The sequence below is a fragment of the Marinobacter sp. LA51 genome (assembly GCF_030297175.1).
Lineage (GTDB): Bacteria > Pseudomonadota > Gammaproteobacteria > Pseudomonadales > Oleiphilaceae > Marinobacter > Marinobacter apostichopi.
Window position 1 is genome coordinate 1 of the sequence record NZ_AP028070.1, and the last position, 23,494, is coordinate 23,494.

At 61.2% G+C, this 23,494-nt stretch carries 12 protein-coding genes; 6 read left to right on the plus strand and 6 right to left on the minus strand.

Annotation, left to right across the window (positions count from 1 at the left end):
* From dnaA to gyrB, 5 genes are all read left to right on the plus strand, one after another.
* Nucleotides 1-1,455: a chromosomal replication initiator protein DnaA gene (gene dnaA / locus QUE89_RS00005; RefSeq protein WP_286221268.1), complete on the plus strand. Its 1,455-nt coding sequence runs from the start codon at nucleotides 1-3 to the stop codon at nucleotides 1,453-1,455.
* Nucleotides 1,456-1,510: 55 nt separating this feature from the next.
* Entirely contained in the window at nucleotides 1,511-2,614 is a 1,104-nt protein-coding gene (gene dnaN / locus QUE89_RS00010; RefSeq protein WP_286221269.1) for a DNA polymerase III subunit beta, read from the plus strand.
* A 10-nt stretch (nucleotides 2,615-2,624) separates the two neighbouring features.
* Complete coding sequence (locus QUE89_RS00015) at nucleotides 2,625-3,896, plus strand: ABC1 kinase family protein (RefSeq protein WP_286221270.1); 1,272 nt, start codon at nucleotides 2,625-2,627, stop codon at nucleotides 3,894-3,896.
* A 117-nt stretch (nucleotides 3,897-4,013) separates the two neighbouring features.
* Nucleotides 4,014-5,141, plus strand: coding sequence for a DNA replication/repair protein RecF (recF, locus tag QUE89_RS00020; RefSeq protein ID WP_286221271.1), 1,128 nt, complete (start codon nucleotides 4,014-4,016; stop codon nucleotides 5,139-5,141).
* A 75-nt stretch (nucleotides 5,142-5,216) separates the two neighbouring features.
* Nucleotides 5,217-7,631, plus strand: coding sequence for a DNA topoisomerase (ATP-hydrolyzing) subunit B (gene gyrB / locus QUE89_RS00025; protein WP_286221272.1), 2,415 nt, complete (start codon nucleotides 5,217-5,219; stop codon nucleotides 7,629-7,631).
* Between the two features lie 82 nt (nucleotides 7,632-7,713).
* Here gyrB and QUE89_RS00030 read toward each other — a convergent pair whose 3' ends face one another.
* The 3 genes from QUE89_RS00030 to QUE89_RS00040 all read right to left on the minus strand — a co-directional run bounded on the left by QUE89_RS00030 (nucleotide 7,714) and on the right by QUE89_RS00040 (nucleotide 11,833).
* Nucleotides 7,714-8,463: a VC0807 family protein gene (locus QUE89_RS00030; protein ID WP_286221273.1), complete on the minus strand. Its 750-nt coding sequence runs from the start codon at nucleotides 8,461-8,463 to the stop codon at nucleotides 7,714-7,716.
* A 242-nt stretch (nucleotides 8,464-8,705) separates the two neighbouring features.
* A complete protein-coding gene (gene gabT, locus QUE89_RS00035) occupies nucleotides 8,706-9,983 on the minus strand; it encodes a 4-aminobutyrate--2-oxoglutarate transaminase (RefSeq protein ID WP_286221274.1) in 1,278 nt (425 codons plus the stop codon).
* 122 nt (nucleotides 9,984-10,105) lie between these two features.
* The gene (locus tag QUE89_RS00040) at nucleotides 10,106-11,833 is read right to left on the minus strand and encodes an ABC transporter transmembrane domain-containing protein (RefSeq protein ID WP_286222934.1); all 1,728 of its coding nucleotides are present in this window, start codon (nucleotides 11,831-11,833) and stop codon (nucleotides 10,106-10,108) included.
* 142 nt (nucleotides 11,834-11,975) lie between these two features.
* On the opposite strand from QUE89_RS00040, the gene QUE89_RS00045 reads away from it, so the two are divergent.
* Nucleotides 11,976-13,799: an ABCB family ABC transporter ATP-binding protein/permease gene (locus QUE89_RS00045; RefSeq protein WP_286221275.1), complete on the plus strand. Its 1,824-nt coding sequence runs from the start codon at nucleotides 11,976-11,978 to the stop codon at nucleotides 13,797-13,799.
* Here the strand turns inward: QUE89_RS00045 and recD are convergent.
* Genes recD through recC form a run of 3 tightly spaced genes read right to left on the minus strand, consistent with a single transcriptional unit; the run spans nucleotide 13,786 to nucleotide 23,380 of the window.
* The gene (gene recD, locus QUE89_RS00050; protein WP_286221276.1) at nucleotides 13,786-16,032 is read right to left on the minus strand and encodes an exodeoxyribonuclease V subunit alpha; all 2,247 of its coding nucleotides are present in this window, start codon (nucleotides 16,030-16,032) and stop codon (nucleotides 13,786-13,788) included. The genes QUE89_RS00045 and recD overlap by 14 nt on opposite strands.
* On the minus strand, nucleotides 16,029-19,796 hold the full coding sequence (gene recB, locus QUE89_RS00055; protein ID WP_286221277.1) for an exodeoxyribonuclease V subunit beta: 3,768 nt from the start codon (nucleotides 19,794-19,796) through the stop codon (nucleotides 16,029-16,031). The genes recD and recB overlap by 4 nt, the downstream gene beginning before the upstream one ends.
* Nucleotides 19,793-23,380, minus strand: a complete 3,588-nt coding sequence (gene recC, locus QUE89_RS00060) for an exodeoxyribonuclease V subunit gamma (protein WP_286221278.1) — start codon at nucleotides 23,378-23,380, stop codon at nucleotides 19,793-19,795. Before recC ends, recB begins: the two co-directional genes overlap by 4 nt.
* Between the last annotated feature and the right edge of the window lie 114 nt (nucleotides 23,381-23,494).

Sequence of the window (23,494 nt, forward strand, 5' to 3'; positions counted from 1 at the left end):
GTGCCGAACACCATGTGGCATCAATGTCTTGAAGTACTCCGGGACGAGTTTCCCGCACAACAGTTCAACACCTGGCTCAGACCCTTGCAGTCCGATCTCCGGGAGGGGCAGCTGATGTTGTTCGCTCCAAACCGGTTTGTTATGGACTGGGTTAATGAGAAATACCTTCGGCGTATAGAAGAAGTGTTGAAGGATCTGAACGGAGGCCAGGCTCCCCGTGTAAACATGAAGGTTGGCTCTGCGCCCCGGAACAGTGAGCCGGTAAGCAGGTCCGAGGTCCCGGTTCGATCCAGTGGTGCGGTCCACGAAGAAAGCGGCAGTCAGGTGACCGAAGAAGAAAAAGGGGTTGCGGTCAGTGCCGGTGCCAATACTTCGGTGCGTACCAAAGCAACTAACGAGCGTCGGCCGGTACAGGTTGAGGGCGACATCAAGCACCAGAGTTTCCTGAACGAAGGCTTTACCTTCGATACCTTTGTAGAGGGTAAGTCGAACCAGTTGGCCCGGGCGGCCTCGATGCAGGTTGCGGAGAATCCGGGCGGAGCCTATAACCCGTTGTTCCTCTATGGCGGGGTTGGCCTGGGTAAAACTCACCTGATGCACGCGATTGGTAACGAGATTGTTCGGCGTAAACCAGGGGCCAAGGTCGCCTATTTGCGCTCAGAACGGTTCGTGGCGGACATGGTAAAAGCGCTGCAATTGAACGCGATCAATGAGTTCAAGCGCTACTATCGGTCCGTAGACGCGTTGCTGATCGACGATATTCAGTTTTTTGCCCGCAAGGAGCGCTCCCAGGAAGAGTTTTTCCACACCTTCAATGCCTTGCTTGAAGGCGGACAGCAGGTCATCGTGACCTGTGATCGCTTTCCCAAGGAAATTGTCGACATGGAAGAGCGTTTGAAGTCCCGTTTTGGTTGGGGCCTGACGGTAATGGTGGAACCACCGGAACTTGAAACCCGGGTCGCCATCCTGATGAAGAAAGCGGATCAGGCGAATGTAAAACTCAGTAGCGAAGCGGCCTTTTTTATTGCCCAAAAGATCCGTTCAAACGTACGGGAGCTAGAAGGGGCGCTTCGTTTGGTGATAGCGAATGCTCACTTCACGGGCTCGGAAATTACCCCGCCGTTTATTCGGGAAAGTCTGAAAGATCTGTTGGCCCTGCACGAGAAGCAGGTCAGCATCGATAACATTCAGCGTACCGTGGCCGAGTACTACAAGATTAAAGTGGCCGACCTGCTGTCCAAGCGTCGGACCCGGACGGTAACCCGGCCACGCCAGGTGGCGATGTCGCTGTCCAAGGAATTGACGAATCACAGTCTGCCGGAAATTGGTGACGCCTTCGGTGGTCGTGACCACACCACCGTGCTGCACGCGTGCAAGAAAATCGTGGAACTGCAGGAAACTGATCCGGGTATCCGCGAGGATTATCAGAACTTTATGAGATTGCTGACTACCTGATGCCGGGCGTTAGCGCAAAACATTCACCCTTCAACATAAAAGAATGCTGAGTGCCATGAAACTGACGATCAGCCGTGAATCCCTGCTTACCCCGCTGCAAAGCATTGCTGGCGTGGTGGAAAAGAAACAGACCATGCCGGTGTTGTCGAATGTTCTGCTGGTAGCCGAAGATAATACTCTGACGCTGACTGGCACGAATATGGAAGTGGAACTGGTGGCCCGTGTTACTCCGGTGCACGTGGACCAGCCCGGCCGGATCACCGTGCCCGCCCGAAAGCTGGCCGACATCTGTCGGGCGCTGGGCGAAGAAGCGCCTCTGGAGCTTGGGCTGGAAGGTGACCGTTTGCACCTGCGCTGTGGAAAAAGTCACTTTACCTTGTCGACACTGCCGGCGGAGCATTTCCCGAATGTCGAAGATGAAGCGGAAAGCTTCCGTCTGGAGTTGCCCCAAAAAGAACTGGAGCGGATGTTCGATGCCACGGCGTTCGCCATGGCCCAGCAGGATGTCCGTTATTACCTGAACGGCCTGTTGCTGGAAGTGGATCAGGGCCATGTCCGTACCGTCGCTACCGACGGTCACCGGTTGGCCATGGCGCACCTGGAGTTACCCACAGGTTGTCCGGAACTGCGGCAGGTGATCGTGCCCCGTAAGGGTGTGCTGGAACTGGCACGGCTGCTGGATGATGTGGAAACACCGGTGACCCTGGTGATTGGTGACAACCATCTGCGGGCCACCGTCGGTGCCTACACCTTTACCTCGAAACTGATTGAGGGCAAGTTCCCGGACTACAACCGAGTTATCCCCAGGGGTGGCGACAAAGTGGTCCTGGCCGATCGGGCGACCCTGAAGAACACCCTTCAGCGTGCCGGTATCCTGTCCCATGAAAACATTCGCGGGGTAAGGCTGAATCTGGCGCCGAACGAGCTGGAGGTGTTTGCCAATAACCCCGATCAGGAACAAGCGGAAGATGCGCTGCCGGTGGAGTACCAGGGTGAATCCCTGCAGATCGGTTTCAACGTGGGTTATCTGGTGGATGTGATGAACGCACTGGATGACGACCAGGTGAAAATCACCCTGTCCAATCCGAACAGCAGTGCATTGATTGAGTCCCAGATGGACAGTCGTTGCCTGTACGTCGTTATGCCGATGCGGCTATAGGAGAACCACCATGGGCACCGTGACGAACGGAATCAAGGGCGCCTTCAGGATTGGACAGACCCTGTCCGTGCTGGGGCGTACCGGTGTCAACTGGGTTCGGGGCGATCGCCCCCCTACCCCGCGACTGTTACGGCAGACCTTCGAATCCCTGGGCGCGACCTACATCAAGCTGGGTCAGTTCGTCGCCAGCTCCCCCACCTTCTTCCCCAAGGAGTATGTGGAGGAGTTCCAGTACTGTCTGGATAAAACCCCGAACCTGCCTTTTGGTGTGATCAAGAAGATCATCAGCGAAGAGTTGGACCGACCGCTTGACCAGGTGTACGCGCACATTGATCCGGTGGCGCTGGCGTCAGCTTCCATTGCCCAGGTTCATGCCGCACGGCTGGTGACTGGCGAGGATGTGGTGATCAAAGTGCAGAAGCCGGGTGTGGAAAACATCCTGCTGACGGATCTGAATTTCCTGTACCTGTCGGCGCGTATTCTGGAGACGCTGGCGCCGAAACTGTCCTGGACCTCGTTGTCCGGGATTGTCGAGGAAATTCAGCGCACCATGATGGAGGAATGCGACTTCATCAAAGAAGCGAACAACCTGAAGGTGTTTCGCAATTTCCTGCACGACAGTCACAACGAAGACGCCACGGTACCGTTGGTTTACGAACAGTGCAGCACCCGTCGGGTGCTGACCATGGAACGTTTCCACGGCGTACCGTTAACCGACCTGGAAAGCATCCGGGGTTACGCACGGGATCCGGAGCGGACTCTGATCACCGCGATGAACACCTGGTTCGCCAGCCTGACCCAGTGTGAGTTTTTTCACGCTGACGTTCACGCCGGTAACCTGATGGTGTTACAGGACGGTCGGGTCGGGTTTATCGACTTCGGTATTGTCGGGCGGATTAAGCCGGACACCTGGCAGGCGGTCAGCGATTTCATTTCCTCGGTGATGGTGGGTAACTTCGAAGGCATGGCCGATGCCATGATTCGCATCGGGGTTACACATCAGACCGTACTGGTGGATGAACTGGCGGCGGACCTGCGCCGGCTGTATCAGCAGATGGACAAGATGGTGCCGGATCAAGTGCCGTACGAGGCCGATAAGGCCGAGGACGATGTGAACCACATCCTGATGGATATGGTGAAGATCGGTGAGAGCCATGGCCTGCATTTTCCGCGGGAGTTTGCCTTGTTGCTGAAACAGTTTCTCTACTTCGATCGTTACGTCCACATCCTGGCGCCGGAAATGGATGTGTTCATGGATGAGCGATTGAACATGCTCCATTAAGGCGGTCGCCTTACCGGGCGGGCTTTTGTACACTAGGGCAGCGTTACACGAGTGGTAACGCTGCTTTTTTTTGGTCGCTTCAAACTCCCCTCCTCGCCACGTTGAGTTCCCGTTTTTATGGCGTTAGTAAAACTCCAGACTCAGCACTTCCGGAACCTGTCCCCGACCCCGGTCGGTTTCTCGCCGTCCTTCAATTTGTTGTACGGCGAAAATGGCAGCGGCAAGACAAGTGTTCTGGAGGCAATTGGTTATCTGGGGTTGGGGCGGTCGTTTCGGGTCAGCCGACATCAGGCGGTGGTCAGTCATGGCGAGCAACAGTTCACGGTGTTCGGAGGTTTGGATCGTGGTCTGGATGCGTCGGCGGAACCAGACGCGGCTGGCGTGGCCCATCGGCTCGGGATAGCCCGGGATGTCAGACAAAAGGAAACCACCCTGCGGGTGGACGGCGAAGGCGTTCGCAGTCTGTCGTCGCTGGCCATGCACCTGCCGGTATCGGTGATTGATCCCGGTGTTTTCGACATCGTTGCCGGCGGTCCCGGCAAACGCCGGCAATTTCTCGATTGGGCAGTGTTCCACGTGGAACCTTCGTTTGCCTCTACCTGGCAACAGTGTCAGAGAGTGACGTCACAGCGGAATCAAACGCTGAGAAATGGTAGACTAGACGAAGCCCTGCTACGGGTCTGGGATGCTCAGTACGCGGCTCTGAGTGACCGCATCAGCGCGGCCCGAAAAACCACGTTTGATCGGTTCAAGGCAGCGTTCCAGACTCTGGTTCAGGAAGTCGATGTCGGATGGACTCAGGGTCTGAAACTTGAGTTCTATCCAGGTTGGGATAGCAGTCAGTCATTGCTGGATATTCTGGCCAGTCACCGGGAACAGGAACGTCGGATGGGACATACGTTGTATGGTCCGAATCGTGCCGACATCCGGTTAAAATTTCAGGGCCGGCCGGTATCGGAAACCTTTTCCAGAGGCCAGCAGAAAACCCTTGTCATTTTGATGAAGATTGCCCAGGGCATGGTGTTGAGTGAACTGGGTAAGCAGGTGACGTTTTTGCTCGATGATATTAATGCCGAGCTGGATGTGGGTCACCGGGCCATGCTGGCTCGAAAGCTACAGGCACTGCGTTGCCAGGTGTTCATCACGTCTATCGAACACCCGCAACCCGAAGCCCTGTGGCCCGACAATCAGGCACCGGAGTACAGAATGTTCCACGTGGAACATGGCAAATTGACGGAAGAATAAAGCCGGACCTGCCGGACTTACCATCGCCCGAACGGCGAGTAGGCCGGTCACCGGTACACCCTTCAGGAGTCTCGAATGAGCGAATCGAATTACAATTCCTCCAGTATCAAAGTCTTGAAAGGACTGGATGCGGTACGGAAGCGGCCTGGCATGTACATCGGCGATACCGATGATGGCACTGGCCTGCATCACATGGTCTTTGAGTTGGTGGATAACTCCATCGATGAAGCTCTGGCAGGCTACTGCTCCGAAATCGGCGTTATCATCCACCCGGATGAATCCATTACCGTTAAGGACAATGGCCGGGGTATTCCGGTGGACCTGCACGAAGAGGAAGGGGTCTCCGCGGCCGAGGTCATCATGACCGTACTGCACGCCGGCGGTAAGTTTGACGACAACTCCTACAAGGTCTCCGGTGGTCTGCACGGTGTCGGTGTGTCAGTGGTTAACGCCCTGTCCTCTACCCTTACCCTGACCATCCGTCGTGACAACAAGGTGTACGAGCAGAGCTACACCCACGGCGTTCCGAATGCCCCTCTGGGTGCGGTCGGCGAAACCGAAATGTCCGGCACCAAGGTGCATTTCATTCCGTCGCCGGAAACCTTTACCCACATCGAGTTCCACTACGACATCCTGGCCAAGCGCTTGCGGGAACTCGCGTTCCTGAACAGTGGCGTGCGCATCCGTCTGACCGACGAGCGCAGTGGCAAGGAAGAAGTGTTTGAATACGAAGGCGGTCTGCGGGCCTTTGTTGAACATCTGAACACCAACAAGACCCCGATCAACCGGGTGTTCCACTTTAACCGTGAACGCGAAGACGGCATAGCCGTGGAAGTGTCCATGCAGTGGAACGACGCCTTCCAGGAAAACATCTTCTGCTTCACCAACAACATCCCCCAGCGTGACGGTGGTACTCACCTGGCGGGTTTCCGGGCCGCACTGACCCGCTCGATGAACAATTACATCGAGCAGGAAGGCTTGGGCAAGAAAGCCAAGGTCAGCACCTCCGGTGACGATGCCCGGGAAGGTCTGACTGCTATCATCAGCGTCAAGGTGCCGGATCCGAAATTCTCCTCACAGACCAAGGACAAGCTAGTCTCTTCCGAGGTGAAAACGGCGGTGGAGCAGGAGCTGTACCAGGCCTTTGCCGACTATCTGCAAGAGCAGCCGAACGAAGCCAAGCTGATCGTCAACAAGATGATCGAGGCCGCCCGCGCTCGGGAAGCCGCCCGTAAGGCCCGCGATATGACCCGTCGGAAAGGCGCGCTGGATATTGCCGGTCTGCCCGGCAAACTCGCTGACTGTCAGGAAAAGGACCCTGCCCTCTCCGAACTGTTCATAGTGGAGGGTGATTCCGCCGGTGGTAGTGCCAAGCAGGGCCGCGATCGTAAGACCCAGGCTATCCTTCCGCTCAAGGGTAAGATCCTGAACGTCGAGAAAGCCCGGTTCGACAAGATGCTGTCGTCTGCCGAAGTCGGCACCCTGATCACTGCCCTGGGCTGTGGTATCGGGCGTGAGGAGTTCAACCCGGACAAGCTCCGTTACCACTCCCTGATTATCATGACCGACGCCGACGTCGACGGCTCGCACATCCGTACCTTGCTGCTGACGTTCCTGTTCCGCCAGATGCGGGAAATCATCGAGCGCGGTCATGTCTTTATCGCCATGCCGCCGTTGTACAAGGTCAAGCGGGGCAAGCAGGAGCAGTACCTGAAGGACGAGAAGGCGAAGGAAGCCTACCTGACCCAGACTGCCCTGGAAGGCGCTCAGCTGTTCGTTAACGCTGACGCTCCGGCGATCAAGGATTCCGCACTGGAAACCATGGTCAAGGATTACCAGGCGGTGATGAACATGATTGGACGCCTGTCCCGCGCTTACCCGGCCAAGGTGCTGGTGCAGATGCTGGACAACGTGACCCTCAAGTCTGAACACCTGCGCGACGAAGAGTCTGTGGCGCGCTGGGTAGCACGCCTGGGTGACGGCCTGACTCTGGACACCCGCACCGGCACCAAGTACACCTTCTCGGTAACCAAGGACCCGGAGCGCGACCTGTTTCTGCCCAAGGTCACCATCTATGTTCACGGCATTCCCCATGAGCATGTGTTCAACCACGAGTTCTTCGAATCCTCGTCTTACGCGGCCATCGCCCGTATGGGCGAGACCCTCGATGGCTTGATCGAAGACGGGGCCTACATCCAACGTGGCGAGCGCAAGCAGTCGGTGCTGTCGTTTGAAGGTGCCCTGGCCTGGTTGATGAAGGAAGCCCAGCGCGGCCTGAACATCCAGCGCTATAAGGGACTGGGTGAGATGAACCCGGAACAGCTGTGGGAGACCACCATGGATCCGGAAACCCGTAGGATGATGAAGGTGACCATCGAGGACGCCTTTGCCGCCGACCAGATCTTCACCACCCTGATGGGTGACGACGTTGAGCCGCGTCGGGACTTTATCCAGACCAACGCACTGGAAGTCACCAACCTCGACGTGTAACGAAAGCCCTGCTCAGGGCAAAAAAAAGCGGCGCTGGATCTCTGATCCGCGCCGCTTTTTTTATGCCTGTCTCAGTTTTGGATTATTCCTGGGACATCGATTTTTTCTTTTCTTTTTCAGCTATATGCGGTGCCATCACCTCTTCCAGGGTGTAGCCGGTCAGACGCCGAATGGTGCGCCACAGGTAGTAGAAAATCAGCATCATCATGATCATCGAGGGAATGGCGATCATCGGATAACTGACCAGGGTCATTTTGCCGAGTTCCTCGTTGAAGGCCTCGGTGCCTGACGGGCTGGTGACAATCCAGCGGGCAATGACGTAGTTCATGATCGAGGAGAACAGGAAGGTACCGGCGAAGAAGTAGCTGGCCTTCAACAACCGTGCTTCGAACTCATCGACACTGCCCTTCTCTTCCAGCGACCGGTGAATTTTATCCACATCCAGCACTTTCGGGTTGTACAGCAGGGTGCGCACAAGCGGGTACTTGGTGCGGGTGGAAATCAGCACCGCCAGCCCGATCACCGCGGGCACCGCGGCCTCTTTTACCGCCAGCCAGCCGGCGTCCAGTTCCAGCAGGCCAATACCGCCGGTGAGGCCGACACTGATCAGGCCCAGCACCGCGATGAAATTCTTCTTGTGATAGCGAATCAGCTCAAACAAGCCCCAGCCCAGCGGAAACGCCAGGCCAATGATCAAGGCATTGACCGGCCCGAGGTGCGCTTCGCCACTAAATTTCATCAGAATTACCGAGGGGATAACGATGCTGACCAATAGGTCGACCCAGGGTCTGGGTTTGTGATCGGGGGTGGTCGTGTTGCTTGGTGAGGTCATAGATCAGCCTGATGCAGGAACCGACAGCAGACCCAGGAATGGGCAGGTACTGCCGGATACAAAGTGTTCTGGCAGTATACGACGAATCTACCGGCTTTCGAAGGCGTTAAAAGCCCAGCCAGGAGAAGCTAGGCGGTTGATTTAAGTTTGACCGGGCATAAAAAAAACCGGACACGGGTGCAAGGTGACCCGTGTCCGGTTTCAGTTTTCAGTCGGCGTAATGCCTTTCGGGGCTTAGCCCATTAGGCGCCAACTTCCTTCAGGGCTTCTTCCACGATGTTCAGCCCTTCTTCCAGCACCTCGTCTTCGATGGTAACCGGCATCAGGAAACGCAGGGTGTTGCCGTACATACCGCAGCTCAGCAGGATCAGACCCTTTTCCTTGGCCTTCTTGGTCACTGCGGCCGCCAGTTCCGGCTTAGGCACATGGCTGTCTTTGCTTTCGACCAGTTCAAAGGCCGCCATGGGGCCGAGATTGCGGACGTTATCCACATGGGCAAATTGTTCCTGCCATTGATTGAAGCGTTGCTTCAGTTTCTCGCCCAAGCGCTGACCCTTGGCCAGGATGTCTTCTTCCTTGAACACGTCGAACACAGCCAGGGCCGCGGCACAGGCAGTCGGGCTGCCGGTGTAAGTGCCACCCAGGGAATTGGGGCCGGAAGCATCCATGTGCTTGTCGGTACCCACGATGGCGGAAATCGGCATGCCATCGGCCATACTCTTGGCCATGGTCATCATGTCGGGCTCTACGCCGCTGTGCTCAATGGCAAACATCTTGCCGGTCCGGCCAAAGCCGCTCTGGACTTCGTCGACGATCATCAGAATGCCGTGCTCGTCGCAGATCTTGCGAATTTCCTTCAGGAAGCTGGTCGGTGCCGCGTAGAAACCGCCTTCACCCAGCACCGGCTCGATGACGATGGCCGCGGTGTCTTTGCCCGGCGAGTCCGCCTTCATGGTCATTTTCAGACCACGCAGGGCTTCGTCTTCGCTGACGCCGTGATACGGGACCGGGTAAGGTGCACGGAAAACGGTGCCCGGCATCGGGCCGAAGTCGGTCTGGTAAGGCGCAGCCTTACCGTTCATCGCCATGGTATAGAAGGTGCGGCCGTGGTAGCCGCCGTCAAAGCAGATGATGTTGCTGCGACCGGTGGCCGCACGGGCTACCTTGATGGCGTTTTCCAGCGCCTCGGCACCGGAGTTGGCCAGCATTACCTTGGCGTGACCGCGTACCGGTACAACACCGCTGAGCTTTTCCGCCAGCTTGACGTAGCCCTCATAGGGCATGACGGTCTGGCAGGTGTGCATCAGCTTGTCCAGCTGGGCCTTGACCGCTTCCACCACCTTGGGGTGACGATGGCCAATGTTCAGAACACCGATGCCGCCGGCGAAATCGATCATGCGCTTGCCGTCCGCGTCCCAGAGTTCCGCGTTGGTGGCGTGATCGGCAAACTGTTCGTTGGGACTTGCCGCGCCCGCTGCAACGTAGCGTTCTTTGAGTGCCTGCAATTCTTTATTGCTCACTTTGCCTTCTCCCTGAGTTCAGGTTCGAAATGGTTCATCAATCAGTGTAAGGAGTACGAGCGGGAACCACAAACCGACCATCGTGGAGTGCTGTGGCAAATGTCAGGGAAACCGCCCCCGGTTCAGGCCGATTCGTCCCGAAACTGCAGCCGCGCCAGGCGCTGGTACAACTCATTATTTGCCATCAGCTGATCGTGACTGCCCACCGCCAGCAACCGGCCCTGATCCAGCACCGCGATGCGATCGGCATAGCGCACGGTCGCCAGCCGATGGGCGATCACCAGGGTGGTCCGGCCCTTTGTCAGCGCCGGCATGGCTTCCTGCACCAGGTGCTCGCTTTCCGCGTCCAGGGCACTGGTGGCTTCGTCCAATAGCAGAATGGGAGCATCCGCCAGCAGGGCCCGGGCAATGGCCAGCCGTTGTTTCTGGCCGCCGGACAAGCCCAGCCCGGCATCGCCCAGAGGCGTGTTGTAGCCCTGCGGCAGGGTTTGAATGAATTCGTCGGCGTGGGCCACTTGGGCGGCCCGGCGCACGTCGTCGTCGCTGGCGTCGGGCCGGGCATAGCGAATGTTGTCGGTGACCGTGCCATGGAACAGGGCCGGGTTCTGCGGTACCAGGGCGAAGCAGCGCCGTAACGCCGGTAGTGACCAGTTGGCGGTATCCACGCCATCTATAAGGATGCGGCCCTGCTCCGGTTGGTAGAAGTGCAGCAGCAGATCGAACAGGGTGGATTTACCGGCGCCTGAGGGACCTACCAGGGCCAGGGTTTCGCCCGGGTGAATCGCCAGTGTCAGCTCGTTCAGGGCGGGCGTCTCACCGCGGCCGGGGTAATGGAAGGTCAGTGATTCGATGCCGATGGTGCCAGTAATCTCGGCCGGGCGATCCTGGGACACCGGTCGGGCGAAGGCGGACTGGGTCTGCAGCAGTTCGAACAGTCGGGCCGCGGATCCGGCCGCCCGCTGGAGTTCGCCAATGACCTCGCTGATGGCGCCAGCCGCCACGCCCACCAACAGGCTGTAGAACACGAACGCCGCCAGTTCACCCGGGGATATGCGCCCGTGGATCACGTCCAGACCGCCAATCCAGATTACTATTCCGACTGCGCCCATCACCAGCGTGATCGCCAGTGTGGTAAGCCACGCGCGTTGGCGAATGCGGTCGCGGGCAATGGCGAAGGCTTTTTCCGAGACCTCGGCGAAATACCGGCGGTCGTGGGGCTGGTGGTTGAAGGCCTGGACGGTTTTGATCTGGGTCAGGTTCTCACCCACGTAGCTGCCGACGTCTGCGATCCGATCCTGGCTCAGGCGCGACAGCTGCCGTACCCGGCGGCCATAGAACAGGATGGGGGCAATCACCAGCGGAAATCCCAGCAGAATAATGCTGGCGAGTTTGGCGTTGGTAACGAACAGCAGGATCAGGCCACCCACCAGCATCAGGGTATTGCGCAATGCGATGGAGACGGTGGAGCCAATTACCGATTGCAGTACCGTAGTGTCGGCGGTGAACCGGGACTGGATTTCCAGCGCCCGGTTCTGCTCAAAGAAGCCGGGGTGCAGGTCAATCAAGTGGTTGAATACCCGTTTGCGGATGTCTGCAACCACCCGCTCACCAATCCATGACACCAGGTAGAAGCGGGCAAAGGAGCCGATGGCCAGTCCCAGTACCAACACAAAAAACAGGCCGATGGCGCGCGCCAGCATGGCCGGCGATTCGGTCGCCAGGCCCTGGTCCACCAGGATACGAAGACCCTGCCCCAGACCCAGGGTAATGCCTGCAGTGAATACCAGCGCGATCAGGGCACCGATTACCGCCTTGCGATAGGGGGTGATGAATTCAATAACCAACAGCAGGGCGCGGCGATGACGGTTGTTGATGATTTGCCTCCAGAGTTTTGCGTACACTCAGACACCGGGGTCGGTCGATACCATCCGGTCAGTTCCCACATCATACGGCCGCGGCCGTCGCTTTGCCCTGTCCAACAAGGAACTTTCTGTGCGCGCCTACGCCGATCACGATTACCCTGCCCACCACAAACCGGACTGGAAGGTGATCGCCGGGCTCTGGCCTTATCTGGCCGAATTTCGCGGTCGGGTGGCGCTGGCGCTGGCGTTGCTGGTGTTGGCCAAACTGGCGACCGTGGCCACCCCGGTGGCACTCAAGTACATCGTCGACTACCTCGACCAGAATCGTGGCGGCGAGTTCCTGTTGTGGATCCCGGTGTTGCTGGTGCTGGCTTACGGGTCGCTGCGCTTTGGTGCCACCCTGTTCAGTGAGTTGCGCGATGCGGTTTTTGCCCGGGTGGCGGAACGGGCCATGCGCCGGGTGTCCTTGCGGGTGTTCCGTCATCTGCACAACCGCGAACTGGCGTTCCACCTGGACCGTAAGACTGGCGGCCTGGCCCGGGACATCGAACGCGGCACCAACGGTATCAGTTTCCTGCTGCGCTTCACTCTGTTCAACATCGTCCCTACCCTGCTGGAAATCCTGATGGTGGCCGGCATCCTGTTGGTGGTGTTTAACGTCGGGTACGTACTCGCCATTCTGGTGGCCGTGGTGGTCTATGTGCTGTTTTCGATCCGGGTGACCGAGTGGCGGACCCGGTTTGTGCGCGAGGCCAATGCCCGGGACAACCAGTCCAATTCCCGGGCGGTGGACAGCCTGCTCAACTACGAGACGGTCAAATACTTCAACAACGAGGCCTTTGAGGCCGAGCTTTACGACCAGGATCTGCAGGACTGGGAGCAGGCGCGCCTGAAGAACCGGCTGTCACTGGCGGCGCTGAATGGCGGCCAGGCACTAATCATCGGGGTCGCGCTGATTGTGATCATGGCCATGGCGGTACAGGAGGTGGCCAGCGGCACCATTACCCTGGGCGACTTCACCATGATCAACGCCTATCTGATTCAGCTGTTTATTCCCCTGAACGCCCTGGGCTTCGTGTACCGGGAAATCCGTCAGGCCCTGGTCAATGTCGAGCGCCTGTTTGGTCTGCTGGGGGATGAGCCGGCCATCGAAGACGCGCCCGATGCCCGGCCGCTGATAGTTACCAGCGGTGAGGTCATCTTCGACCATGTCGATTTTGCCTATCGTCCCGATCGGCCCATTCTGCAGGACGTGACGGTGAGGATCCCGGCCGGCCACACGGTGGCGGTGGTGGGTGCCAGCGGTGCCGGGAAGTCCACCCTGGCCCGGCTGTTTTTCCGGTTCTACGACGTCGATGCCGGTGCCATCCGAATCGATGGCCAGGACATCCGCTCGGTCACCCAGGACAGCCTGCGTTCGGCCATTGGCGTGGTGCCCCAGGACACCGTGCTGTTCAACGATACTCTTTATCGCAATCTGGCCTACGGCCGACCCGATGCCAGCGAAGCGGAAGTGTACGAGGCCGCGCGCCTCGCCCACCTTGAGGCGTTTATCCACAGCCTGCCGGACGGTTACGAAACCCGGGTTGGCGAGCGCGGGTTGAAGTTGTCGGGCGGCGAAAAACAACGGGTGGCGATTGCCCGGGTGATCCTGAAGAATCCACCCCTGTTGATTCTCGATGAGGCTACCTCGTCCCTGGATTCGCTATCGGAACAGGCCATCGTGGGCGCCTTGAATGAAGTCAGCCGGCAGCGCACCACCCTGGTGATTGCCCACCGCCTGTCCACCGTCAGGGATGCCGACACCATCCTGGTAATGGACGCAGGCCGGATCATCGAGCGTGGCCATCACCAGGAGCTGCTGGCCCGGAATGGTCGTTATGCCCAGCTGTGGCACCAGCAGCACCACAGCGCCGAGGCAGATACCGACGAGCCCGGGGCTAGCGCAGACTGAGCCGCTGGGCCAGCCCGGAGGCCCGGACCACCTGTTGCTGCACGCTGTCCTGGAATACCCCGGCGTCGCCGGTGATCAGGCTGAACCAGTTGCGAGCCCGGGTAATCCCGGTGTAGATCAGCTCCCGGGTCATCACCGGGCTGAGCCGGTCTGGCAACACCAGGCAGGTGTGCTTGAATTCCGAGCCCTGGGACTTGTGGACAGTCATGGCGTAGACGGTTTCCACCTGCTGCAGCCGGCTCGGCGAAATCCAGCGAATGGTGTCGGTGCCGTCGGACGCCGGGAACGCCACCCGGGGTGTGGTCTTGGCCTGGCCCTGGTGGTCCCGGTCCCAGGGTACCTCCACCGTGATCCCGATATCCCCGTTCATCAGGCCGAGATTGTAATCGTTGCCGGTGACCAGTACCGGACGGCCGCTGTACCAGGTTTTTCCGCCATCAATGAGCCGGTGCGCCAGCAACTGCTGGGTTACCAGCTCGTTGATGCCCTCCACACCCCAGGGGCCCTTGCGTAAGGCGCACAGGATCTGGAAATCCGCAAATGCCTCGAGCAGGGAGCGGGCAAGGTGGTCCCAGTGCTCCCGGCTGCTGTCTGCGGTTAATTTGGCATCTTTAAGCAGTGTCAGGTAGTGCCGGTAGCCCACGGGCGGCGCTAGCAAGCCGTCCTTGCCGGGCCGGCCCTCGCCCCGATTCCGGAATGCCTCCGGGCTGCCGCCGATGGCGTGGTTGGCCACCAGCGCCAGCGTGCTGTCGCGATCCGGGCGGCGCCAGCCGCCGTTCAGCCAGATCACATCGTTGAAGCCACCATCACGACAGGCCGCCAGGGTGTTGGCATCCAGCCGGTTGGTGTTGACCGCCTCGGCCAGTTGGCCTATGCCGCTGTGCTCGTCGAACCGGAAACTCTTACGCAGCATGGCCACGGCCTGGTCCGGCTGCTGGCCGTCCGGGTCCTGCAGCTCGCTGGGTAAGGTGTGGCCGGTGACGGCGGTTAGCCAGTCGGCGGTGGCCGGGGTGTAGTGGGCGGCAGCTGCGCGCTGGCACAGCTGGCCCAGCACCGCACCGGCATCCACTGATGCCAGCTGATCCTTGTCGCCCAGCAGAATCAATTGCGCCGAGGGCGGCAGCGCCTCGAACACTGAGGCCATCAGATCGACATCAACCATCGAGGCTTCGTCGATCACCAGGATATCCACCAGCAGCGGGTTGTCCCGGTTATGCCGGAACTGTCGGGTGTCGGGCCGGCTACCCAGCAGCCGGTGCAGGGTGGTGACCCGGGTTGGGATGTCATCCAGGCTGACCTGACCGGGTAACTGTCCCAGCGGAAGTTCGCTGACCGCGCCGCCGATGGATTCGTTCAGCCGTGCTGCGGCCTTGCCGGTGGGGGCTGCCAGGCGGATGCGGTACTTGCGGCCGTCGGCCCGGTCTGAAGTGGTTCCGGCCACCGCCTGCAATGCCGCCAACAGCTTGACCACGGTGGTGGTCTTGCCGGTGCCGGGGCCGCCGGTAATAACCGCGAACCGGTTGCGGGCGGCCAGGGCACAGGCCAGCTGCTGGTAATCGACCTCGCTCTGGTGGCCAAACAGGATCCCCAGGGCCTGGCTGAGGGTAGTTGAGGCGGCACTGGCGGTATCGGCCAGGGGCGATGGCAACGCCAGACGGCTGTGGATACCCTCGGCGATCCGTTGCTCGTAGCGCCAGAACCGGCGCAGGTACAAGCGACTGTCGTTCACCACCAATGGTGTAGTCAGTGAGCCATCACTTACCGCGCAGCTATTATGAATAGTGGACAGGAAGTCAGGCAGGTTGAACCTGGCCAGAATATCCCGGGGCGACGGCACGGTCTCGGTATCGGCTGCCGGCACCAGGTTGATGCTGTCCTCTGGTGGCAGTGCCAGGGTCGCCTCGGCGTCCTGCAGCAGCTGGCTCAGATCGATACAGACATGACCCCGGCCAACCTGGTGCGAGGTCAAAGCGGCCAGCAACAGCAGCAAGGGTGCCGGGGCTTCGCCCTGCTCTTCGCTGAGACTGCGGATCAGCCGGGCAAAGCCGACGTCCAGTGGCCGCAGCCAGTCCTGGTCTTGCCACTGCGCAAGTAGCGCATCCATGGTGTCCAGGCAGGCAAACAGCTGTTGGCTATCGATCGCCGGCGTGGGCGCCGGATCCGGCATGCCAGTGTCGATGTCGCTGCCGAGATCGAGAGCGAACTGTTGATCGGAATGACGGGTCTTGCTCATGCCATGGCCTCCCCGGCCGCGGTTTCACCATCGAACAGGGCATCGAGCTGTTCGATCAGCACCCTTGGCGGTTTGTCGGTAAAGGCCCCGGCGGTGCTGGCCCGATAGCCGCGCAGGAACAGGTAGACCGCGCCGCCGACATGCTGGTCGTAGTCATAATCCGGCAACCGGGCACTCAATAGGCGATGCAGCGCCAGCAGATAGAGCACGTATTGCAGGTCGTAGCGTTTGTCCAGGATCGCCTCGCCCATGGCCTGGTCGGTGTAGGCACTGTCAGAGTCGCCCAGGGCATTGGATTTGTAGTCCAGCACGTAGTATTGCCCGTTATGTTCGAACACCAGATCGATAAAGCCCTTGAGCATGCCGTTGAAGCGCCCGGCCTCGGCCCTGGGACGGTCCGCGCCGTTTAGAGTATGGGTCTGCACCAGCTTGTCCAGGCGGCCGATGCTGACGTTGCGGCTCTCAAACCAGAACTCCAGTTCCGGTCGCAGCTGGCCCAGCTCCGCCAGGCTGACCTGCTCGGGCTGGCCGCGCTGCAGTTCCAGCGGCTTCTGGATCAGCCCCAGCACCCAGAGCTCAAGCGCTTCTGCCCAGTCGCTCCAGCCCCGGGTACTGCAGCGTCGGCTCAAATAGTCCCGCAACAGCCCCGGGTTATCGGCGATGGTCCGAAAACCCTGCTGGCAGCACCACTCCAGGACATCGTGCAGGAAGGTGCCGGGTCCGGCTCCCTTGGGGAAGCCATGGTGATCGTCCGGTAGCGCTGGCTCCGGGGCACCGGTCATGGGTTCGGGGCCGACGTCCTGGGCGCTTTCCTCCAGCAGGTTCTGGGTCTCGGCGTCTTCCACCTCACCCCGGAACACCACACCGGTGCCGCTGAGCCCGCTGTATTCAATGGCCGAGTAACTGGCAATCCACCAGTCCTCCCGGGCCTCGCGCTCGGACACCAGCGCCGGTCCCAGGGTGTCCGGATCTGGCTGCCGGTAGCCGGAATCGGAGGCCTCGGGCAGAGGCATCAACTGGATGGCTGGTTCGCCATCGGCCACGGCGGTCAGCCACCCGGTCAGGGATGCCTGGTTGCCGCTCGGCTCGGGCTGTTGCGCCGTAGTCTGTCCGGTCACCAGATAACCCAGTCCACTCTGGGACCACTGGTCGATTTCGGCTACCCCCACCCAGGTGGCAAACCGGGCCCGGGTCAGCGCCACGTAGAGTTTGCGGATGTCCTCGCCCAGGCGTTCCCGGTCGGCCCGGGCAATGTCATCCGGGCCGGGATCGAACACGGTCACCAGCTTGCCCTGGTCGTCGTGGTAACGGACCCAGGCCTGGGAATCCTTCTCGGCCCGGAACGAGGTGCCGAAGGGCAGGAACACCAGGGGGTATTCCAGGCCCTTGGATTTGTGCACGGTGATCACCTGTACCAGGCCGGCGTCGCTTTCCAGGCGCAGGGTGCGATGCTCGTCTTCTTCGTCGGCGGCCCGCAGGATCTGGGTAAAGTGATGCACCAGGGCATGTTCGCCATCCAGCTGCAGGCTGTCCTGCTGCAGCAACTCGGCGATGTGAAGGATATCGGTCAGGCGGCGTTCACCGTCCGGGCGTGGCAGCAAGCGCGCGGGCACCTCGAAGTCCATCAGCAGGCTGCGCAGCATCGGCAGCACGCCCTGGTTTTGCCACTGCTGCTGGTAGCCCATGAAACGCTCAATTTCACGCTCCAGGGCCAGCTCATCGGTCAGTAGCCGGTTCAGGTCCTGCCAGGATTGCGCCAGGGTTGGGGTTGCCAGTGCCGCCCGGGTCAGGCTCAGCTGGCGCGGCTCCGCCACCGCGCGCAGCCAGCACAGCACTTCTGCGGCAGTTGGCGAGGTCAGCACCGAATCCCGGTCTGACAGGTACACGCTCTTGATGCGCCGTTCGGCCAGGGCCGCGCGAACCGCGCCGGCCTCGGTCCGGTTGTTCACCAGAATGGCAATGTCGCCGGGGCGCACGGCTTGCAGATCGGTGGCAGCGTCGGTGCGGGCAAAGCCGGCCCGGCCCTGCTGGCCCAGAGTCAGCAGGCGGGCAATTTCGCTGCCGCAGGCCTCGGCCAGATCCGCGGTTGCCGCGCCCTTGGCCAGGCCTTTCGGATTGCCGGCCTTGTCCTCGGCGCTGCTCTGAAGGGCCCACAGTGTCAGGCTGGGCTGGTAGTCGCCGTCGACCGACCACAGGCGTTTGGTGCCGTTGGCATCCACGCCCTGGAACGGCAGTGGCGAGCGATCCCCGGGGCCAAACAGAAAGGCGCCGTCCCGGCTGGTCCGGTCGGCGTGCTCGAACATCCGGTTCACCGCCTGCACCATGGGCCTGGCGGAGCGGAAGTTCCGACCCAGGGTGTAGGTGCGTTCGCGGGCGCCCTGGCGTGCCTGCAGGTAGGTGTAGATGTCGGCACCGCGGAAGCCGTAAATGGCCTGTTTGGGGTCACCAATCATCAACAGGCAGCTGTTGGCGTCGTTGTCCGCGACCCGGTATACCCGATCGAAAATGCGGTACTGGACCGGGTCGGTGTCCTGGAATTCGTCGATCAGCGCGACCGGGAACTGCCGGCGGATGGTGGCCGCCAGCTGGTCACCCCGAGGGCCGTGCAAGGCGTCGTCCAGGCGGGTGAGCAGGTCGTCAAAACCCATTTCCGAGCGTTTCTGTTTCTCGGCTTCCAGGCGCTTGGCGATCCACCGGGTGGCGTGCCGAAGCAGGTCAGATTTGGCGCTCGGCAGGCTCTGGCTGAAGGCAATCAGTTCCTTGATGGCGGTGAAGGCGGCATGGTCGGGGGCCGGCTCGTCGCCCTTGAGCTTGGTTGGCAGCACGGTCGGGGTCTGGTTCTGGAACCCGGCCTTGTCCAGGCCGTTCGGCACCAGCGTGTCGGAGGCCTGCCAGTCCAGCAGGGTATCCCAGGTCGCAACCATCGCTTTCTTGCTGCCGCCGTGCAGGCGCTTGGCCTTCTGCAGGTCATCCAGCAGCTCCAGAACCTCGTCTTTCCAGCTGGCCCAGGGATAGTCTTTTAGCTGCTGGGCCCTATCCCGGCGCTGGCGCTGGACCGCTTCGATGACCGCCTTCACGTCGCCCTCGGAAGCGGCCAACTGCTCGGCCTCGGTCAGCAGATTGCGAACCGCCAGGCGCAGCTCGCCCGGGGTTTTCCAATGGCCGAGCACATCGTCCACCAGCGCTGGCGGCAGCGGGTAGATGAAGGTGCGCCAGTAATCCCGGGCCACCTCGTCCAGCAGGTCGCTCTGGTCGGTTTCCAGGGTCAGTTTGAACAGGCTGCCACTGTCGAACGCGTGCTCACTCAGCATGCGGTTACACCAGCCGTGAATGGTGGACACCGCGGCCTCGTCCATCCACTCCGCGGCCAGCAGCAGTTTCTTGCGGCAGTCCGGCCAGGACGACGGATCCGGATAGCTCTGGTCCCGGAGCTGGTAAATCAGCGCGGTTTCCGGCGACGCCGTGGCCGCATCGGCGGTGTCGGAGAACACTTCGGCGGCCTGGGTCAGCCGGGTGCGGATGCGGTCTCGCAGTTCCTTGGTGGCGGCGTCGGTAAAGGTCACCACCAGCAGATTGGGCGGCAGCATGCCCTGGGCCAGCGGGCTGTCCGCCGGTTGCTGGTGACCGAGCACCAGGCGCACGTACAGGATGGCAATGGTGAAGGTCTTGCCGGTACCGGCGCTGGCCTCAATCAGGGTGCTACCGTGCAGCGGCAGGGTTAACGGATCCAGGTTCGGATTGCGCGTCATGGTGTCGGTGCTCATGCCTCTGCTCCCACTGCGCCGGCGGCGGATTTGCCCTGCTCGGCTTCCCAGAGCGGAACATAGAGTGCATGCAGCAGGGCCTCGAATTCGCCGCTCGCCAGCAGTGCCTCCGGGCTGTCATAGGCACCACGCAGGTAGCCGGTGTCGCGCTCCAGGGCGATCTGGTAGGCCTGTTCGGCTTCGGCGATGGCGCGGTCGTGATCGCCCAGGTATTTCTTGCTTTGATAGTAGCTGGCGATCCAGGCGAAGCCGGCGTCGCAATGCAGCGGCAGCGCCCGAGTCGTCGCCTGCATCCAGCCGGCCAGGATGGCGTCCAGCTGGGCCCGGGCCTGCTCCGGCGGCATCGGCGGGAAGCGGAATTTCCGGCCCTCTTCCTTGGCCAGAATCAGGGTTTCAAAGGGCCGTTCGGTTAGCTGGCCGGCCAGGTGGATTAGCCAGTCGGCCATCAGGTTGGCGTAGCGCACCCGGCGGCCAGCACCGGAGCCGGCCAGCAGGCTGGAGCGGGCAATGACCAGCCGACACAGCTGGCCATCGGGGCCGGCACGCAGGCCGTCGATCAGGTCCACCAGTTCGACCGCACCGGTGGGGTCGCTGTAGCGGTAGTCCAGGGTGATGGGCTCGGCCAGGGCTTCCGGCCAGCTGTTGAGGGCACTGCGATAGCGCTCGAACAGGTCCGGCAGCCGGCCCGCCAGTTCGGTGCGCAACCGGTGTTCGGTCACGCCCATGCCCAGATCGCCGCGCCGGGCCATCCGATCCAGGGTGAGCTCCAGACGGTCGTGCAGCTCCGGTTCCGAGCCAGCTTTCAGGACACTGCCCTGGATCAGTTCGTTGTCCAGACGCCAGCGGTCCAGACCGGTCAGGTCGAAATTCTCGTTGTCGGTATCGTCGTCATCAACAGCGTCAAAGCGAACCTGCAGCCGGCGCTGGTAAAAGGTATCGATGGGCTTTTTCAGGAACTGGGCCAGGTCGCTCAGGCTAATCGGCTCCTCGGGTTCCTGGTACGGCAGCGGTGCCTGTTCGGCGCCGGGCACTTCGCCACCGTGGGCGGCGCGCCATTCCCGCTCATAGGTAAACAGGGTACCGGCGCGCAGCACCTCGGTGACCGGCTTGGCGGCACTGTTGGGGTCGCCTGTGATGCCATTGGCCTGCGGGAAATAGTCCCGGCTGAATGGTTGCAACGGGTGCTCGGTTGTTAACCCTTGGGACACTGGTAGATCGCCGTCGCCAGACCAGCGCCAGAGGCCGTCGAGGTGATCCCGTAACTGCCCTACTAAGACCGACGGCGGCCGTTCCGAGTCGTCCCGGATGCTGCGCCCGACCCAGCTGATGTACAGCTGTTCCCGGGCCGACAGCAGCGCCTCCAGGAACAGGTAACGGTCGTCTTCCCGGCGTGAGCGGTCGCCAGGGCGATAGTCCTCGGCCATCAGGTCAAAATCCACCGGGGGCCGTGACCGCGGGTAGTCGCCGTCGTTCATGCCCAGCAGGCAGACCCGGCGAAACGGAATCGCCCGCATCGGCATCAGGGTGGCGAAGTTGACCTTGCCGGCGAGAAAGCGCTGATTCAGGCCGCCTTCGTCCAGGCCGTCCAGCAGCACGTCCTTGACGATCGTCAGTGGCAGCGGCTGGTCCTGCAGGCCGGCGGCCAGGGCATTGTCCAGCCACTGCTCGAGCTGGCGCCGAAACCGGTTCAGCAACAGCAGGTCGCTGCCTTCAAGCTGGTCGAAGAAGCGCTCGAGCATGGCCGAGAACAGGGTTTCCCAGCCGCTGGGGGTGCGGGCTTCCTGCAGTTCCTGCCAGAGCCGTTCCAACTGGTGGACAAAGTCGTTCAGCCGGCCCGCCAGACTGGCTTGCAGGCCACCGATTTCGCCGTAGGGTTCAACCCCGCCCCAGGGCTCGTCATCACCCATGCCGTAACCCAGCAGCATGGCCTGAAGGCCTTTCTGCCAGGTGTTGCGGTCCAGGTGCGCCGGCAGTTCCAGGCTTTCCCGGTGCCGGCCGTGCAGGCCCCAACGGATGTTGGCACCTTCCACCCACTGCCGTGCCAGCGGGATCTCGTCCTCGCTGATGTCAAAGCGGTCACGGATACCCGGTACTTCCAACAGGCTGATGATCTCACTCATGGCGAACCGGCTGCGCGGCAGCGACATCAGGGTTTCCAGGGCAATCAGTACCGGTTCGTGGTGGCGTTGGCCCTGATCCGAGATGGTGTACGGGATGTGGCGGTTGCGGTCGGACGGGTCTCGGCCAAACACCGCCTGTATGTGCGGGGCGTACACGTTGATGTCCGGAACCATGACTATAACGTCCCGGGGCCGCAGGGTCGGGTCGGCGTTGAATGCTGCCAGCAACTGGTCGTGCAGGATTTCCACTTCCCGCTGGGGGCTGTGGGCATCGTGAAACACCAGGGAATGATCCTGCGCCGGTGTCACTGTGCGATGCTCGTTCCGGATATCCCGCAGCGGCGTCAGGTTGTAGATGTCGTTCTGGAGCTGGTGCAGCAGACGCGGGGCATCGGCCTGGCCGTGCTCGGAAAAGATGTCGATCTTCTGGTCCGGGGTCTGGAACCGGCTCCGGTACTCGTCCGGGTTGTCGAATTCATCCAGCAGCCGGATGTAATCCCGGCCTTGCTTGCCCCAGGCCGCCAGCAGCGGGTTGGCGTGCTGGTGCAGCTGGTCCGGGTCGTCAATCTGGGACAGGGTCGGATGGGCACTGCCGCGCTTGCGTTCCGCCTTCAGCAGTTCCCGATCACTGATGATGTCGGCCCAATAGAACTGACAGGGGTTGTGCACACACAGCACCACCTGGCTGAAGCGACTGAGCACGTACAGCGCCTCCAGCGCCTGCCGGGGCAGCGAGGAAACCCCGAACACCACGATCCGCCGGGGCAGACGGTCCGGGTGCGCCGGTGCGGTCACGGTCTGGCCCACGTCCATGAACCGGGTGTGGATCTGCGAACGACTGGTGCGGGCATCCGCCCCTACGTCCTCAACCAGATGCCGCCACAGTACCGGCTGCCAGCGCCGCTCCGGGTCCAGTGCTTTTTCGTCATTGCGGGCGGTGATCACCACGTCCCGGCCCTGCTCCCAGGCGCTGAGCCAATCGGCCCGGAAGACCTGGTACTGGTCGAACAGATCGGCCACTTTCTCGGCCAGCTGGAAGGTTCGCAGCTCCGGGTCACTGCCGTCGAGAAAGCGAGCCAGGGGCGTGAAGACCTCGTCCTGACCGACCAGTTCCGGCAGCAGGCGATACAGCCGCCACACCAGCCGGTGCTTGTCGAACGGCGATTGCTCCGGTACATCTCCGGCTGGCAACACGGCCCGATAGGCCTGCCAGATGAAGCGTGCCGGGAACAGGAAATCCATACCGGCGGCGATCCCCAGGCCGCCACCCTCGTCCGACCGTTGCTCCGCCAGCGCCAGTTTCAGCCACTGGGCAATGCCGTTGCTCTGCACCAGAAAGGTCTCGCTCTCCAGGGGCGGCAGCGGTGTCTGCTGACACACGAACACGACGGCCCGGCGCAGGTCTTCCAGGTGGTTGGCGTGGATGGCATGGAAGCCGGGTTCGATGGCGGAGTGGTCGGCCATGGGGGTCCTTTTCTTAGGAGATCCGGTGTGAATGCGGGTTTCAACCCTGAGGGTACAGGTTACCGCATGTGGCCACAGAATCAGATGAAGCAACAACGAATCTGGGGTGAAGGC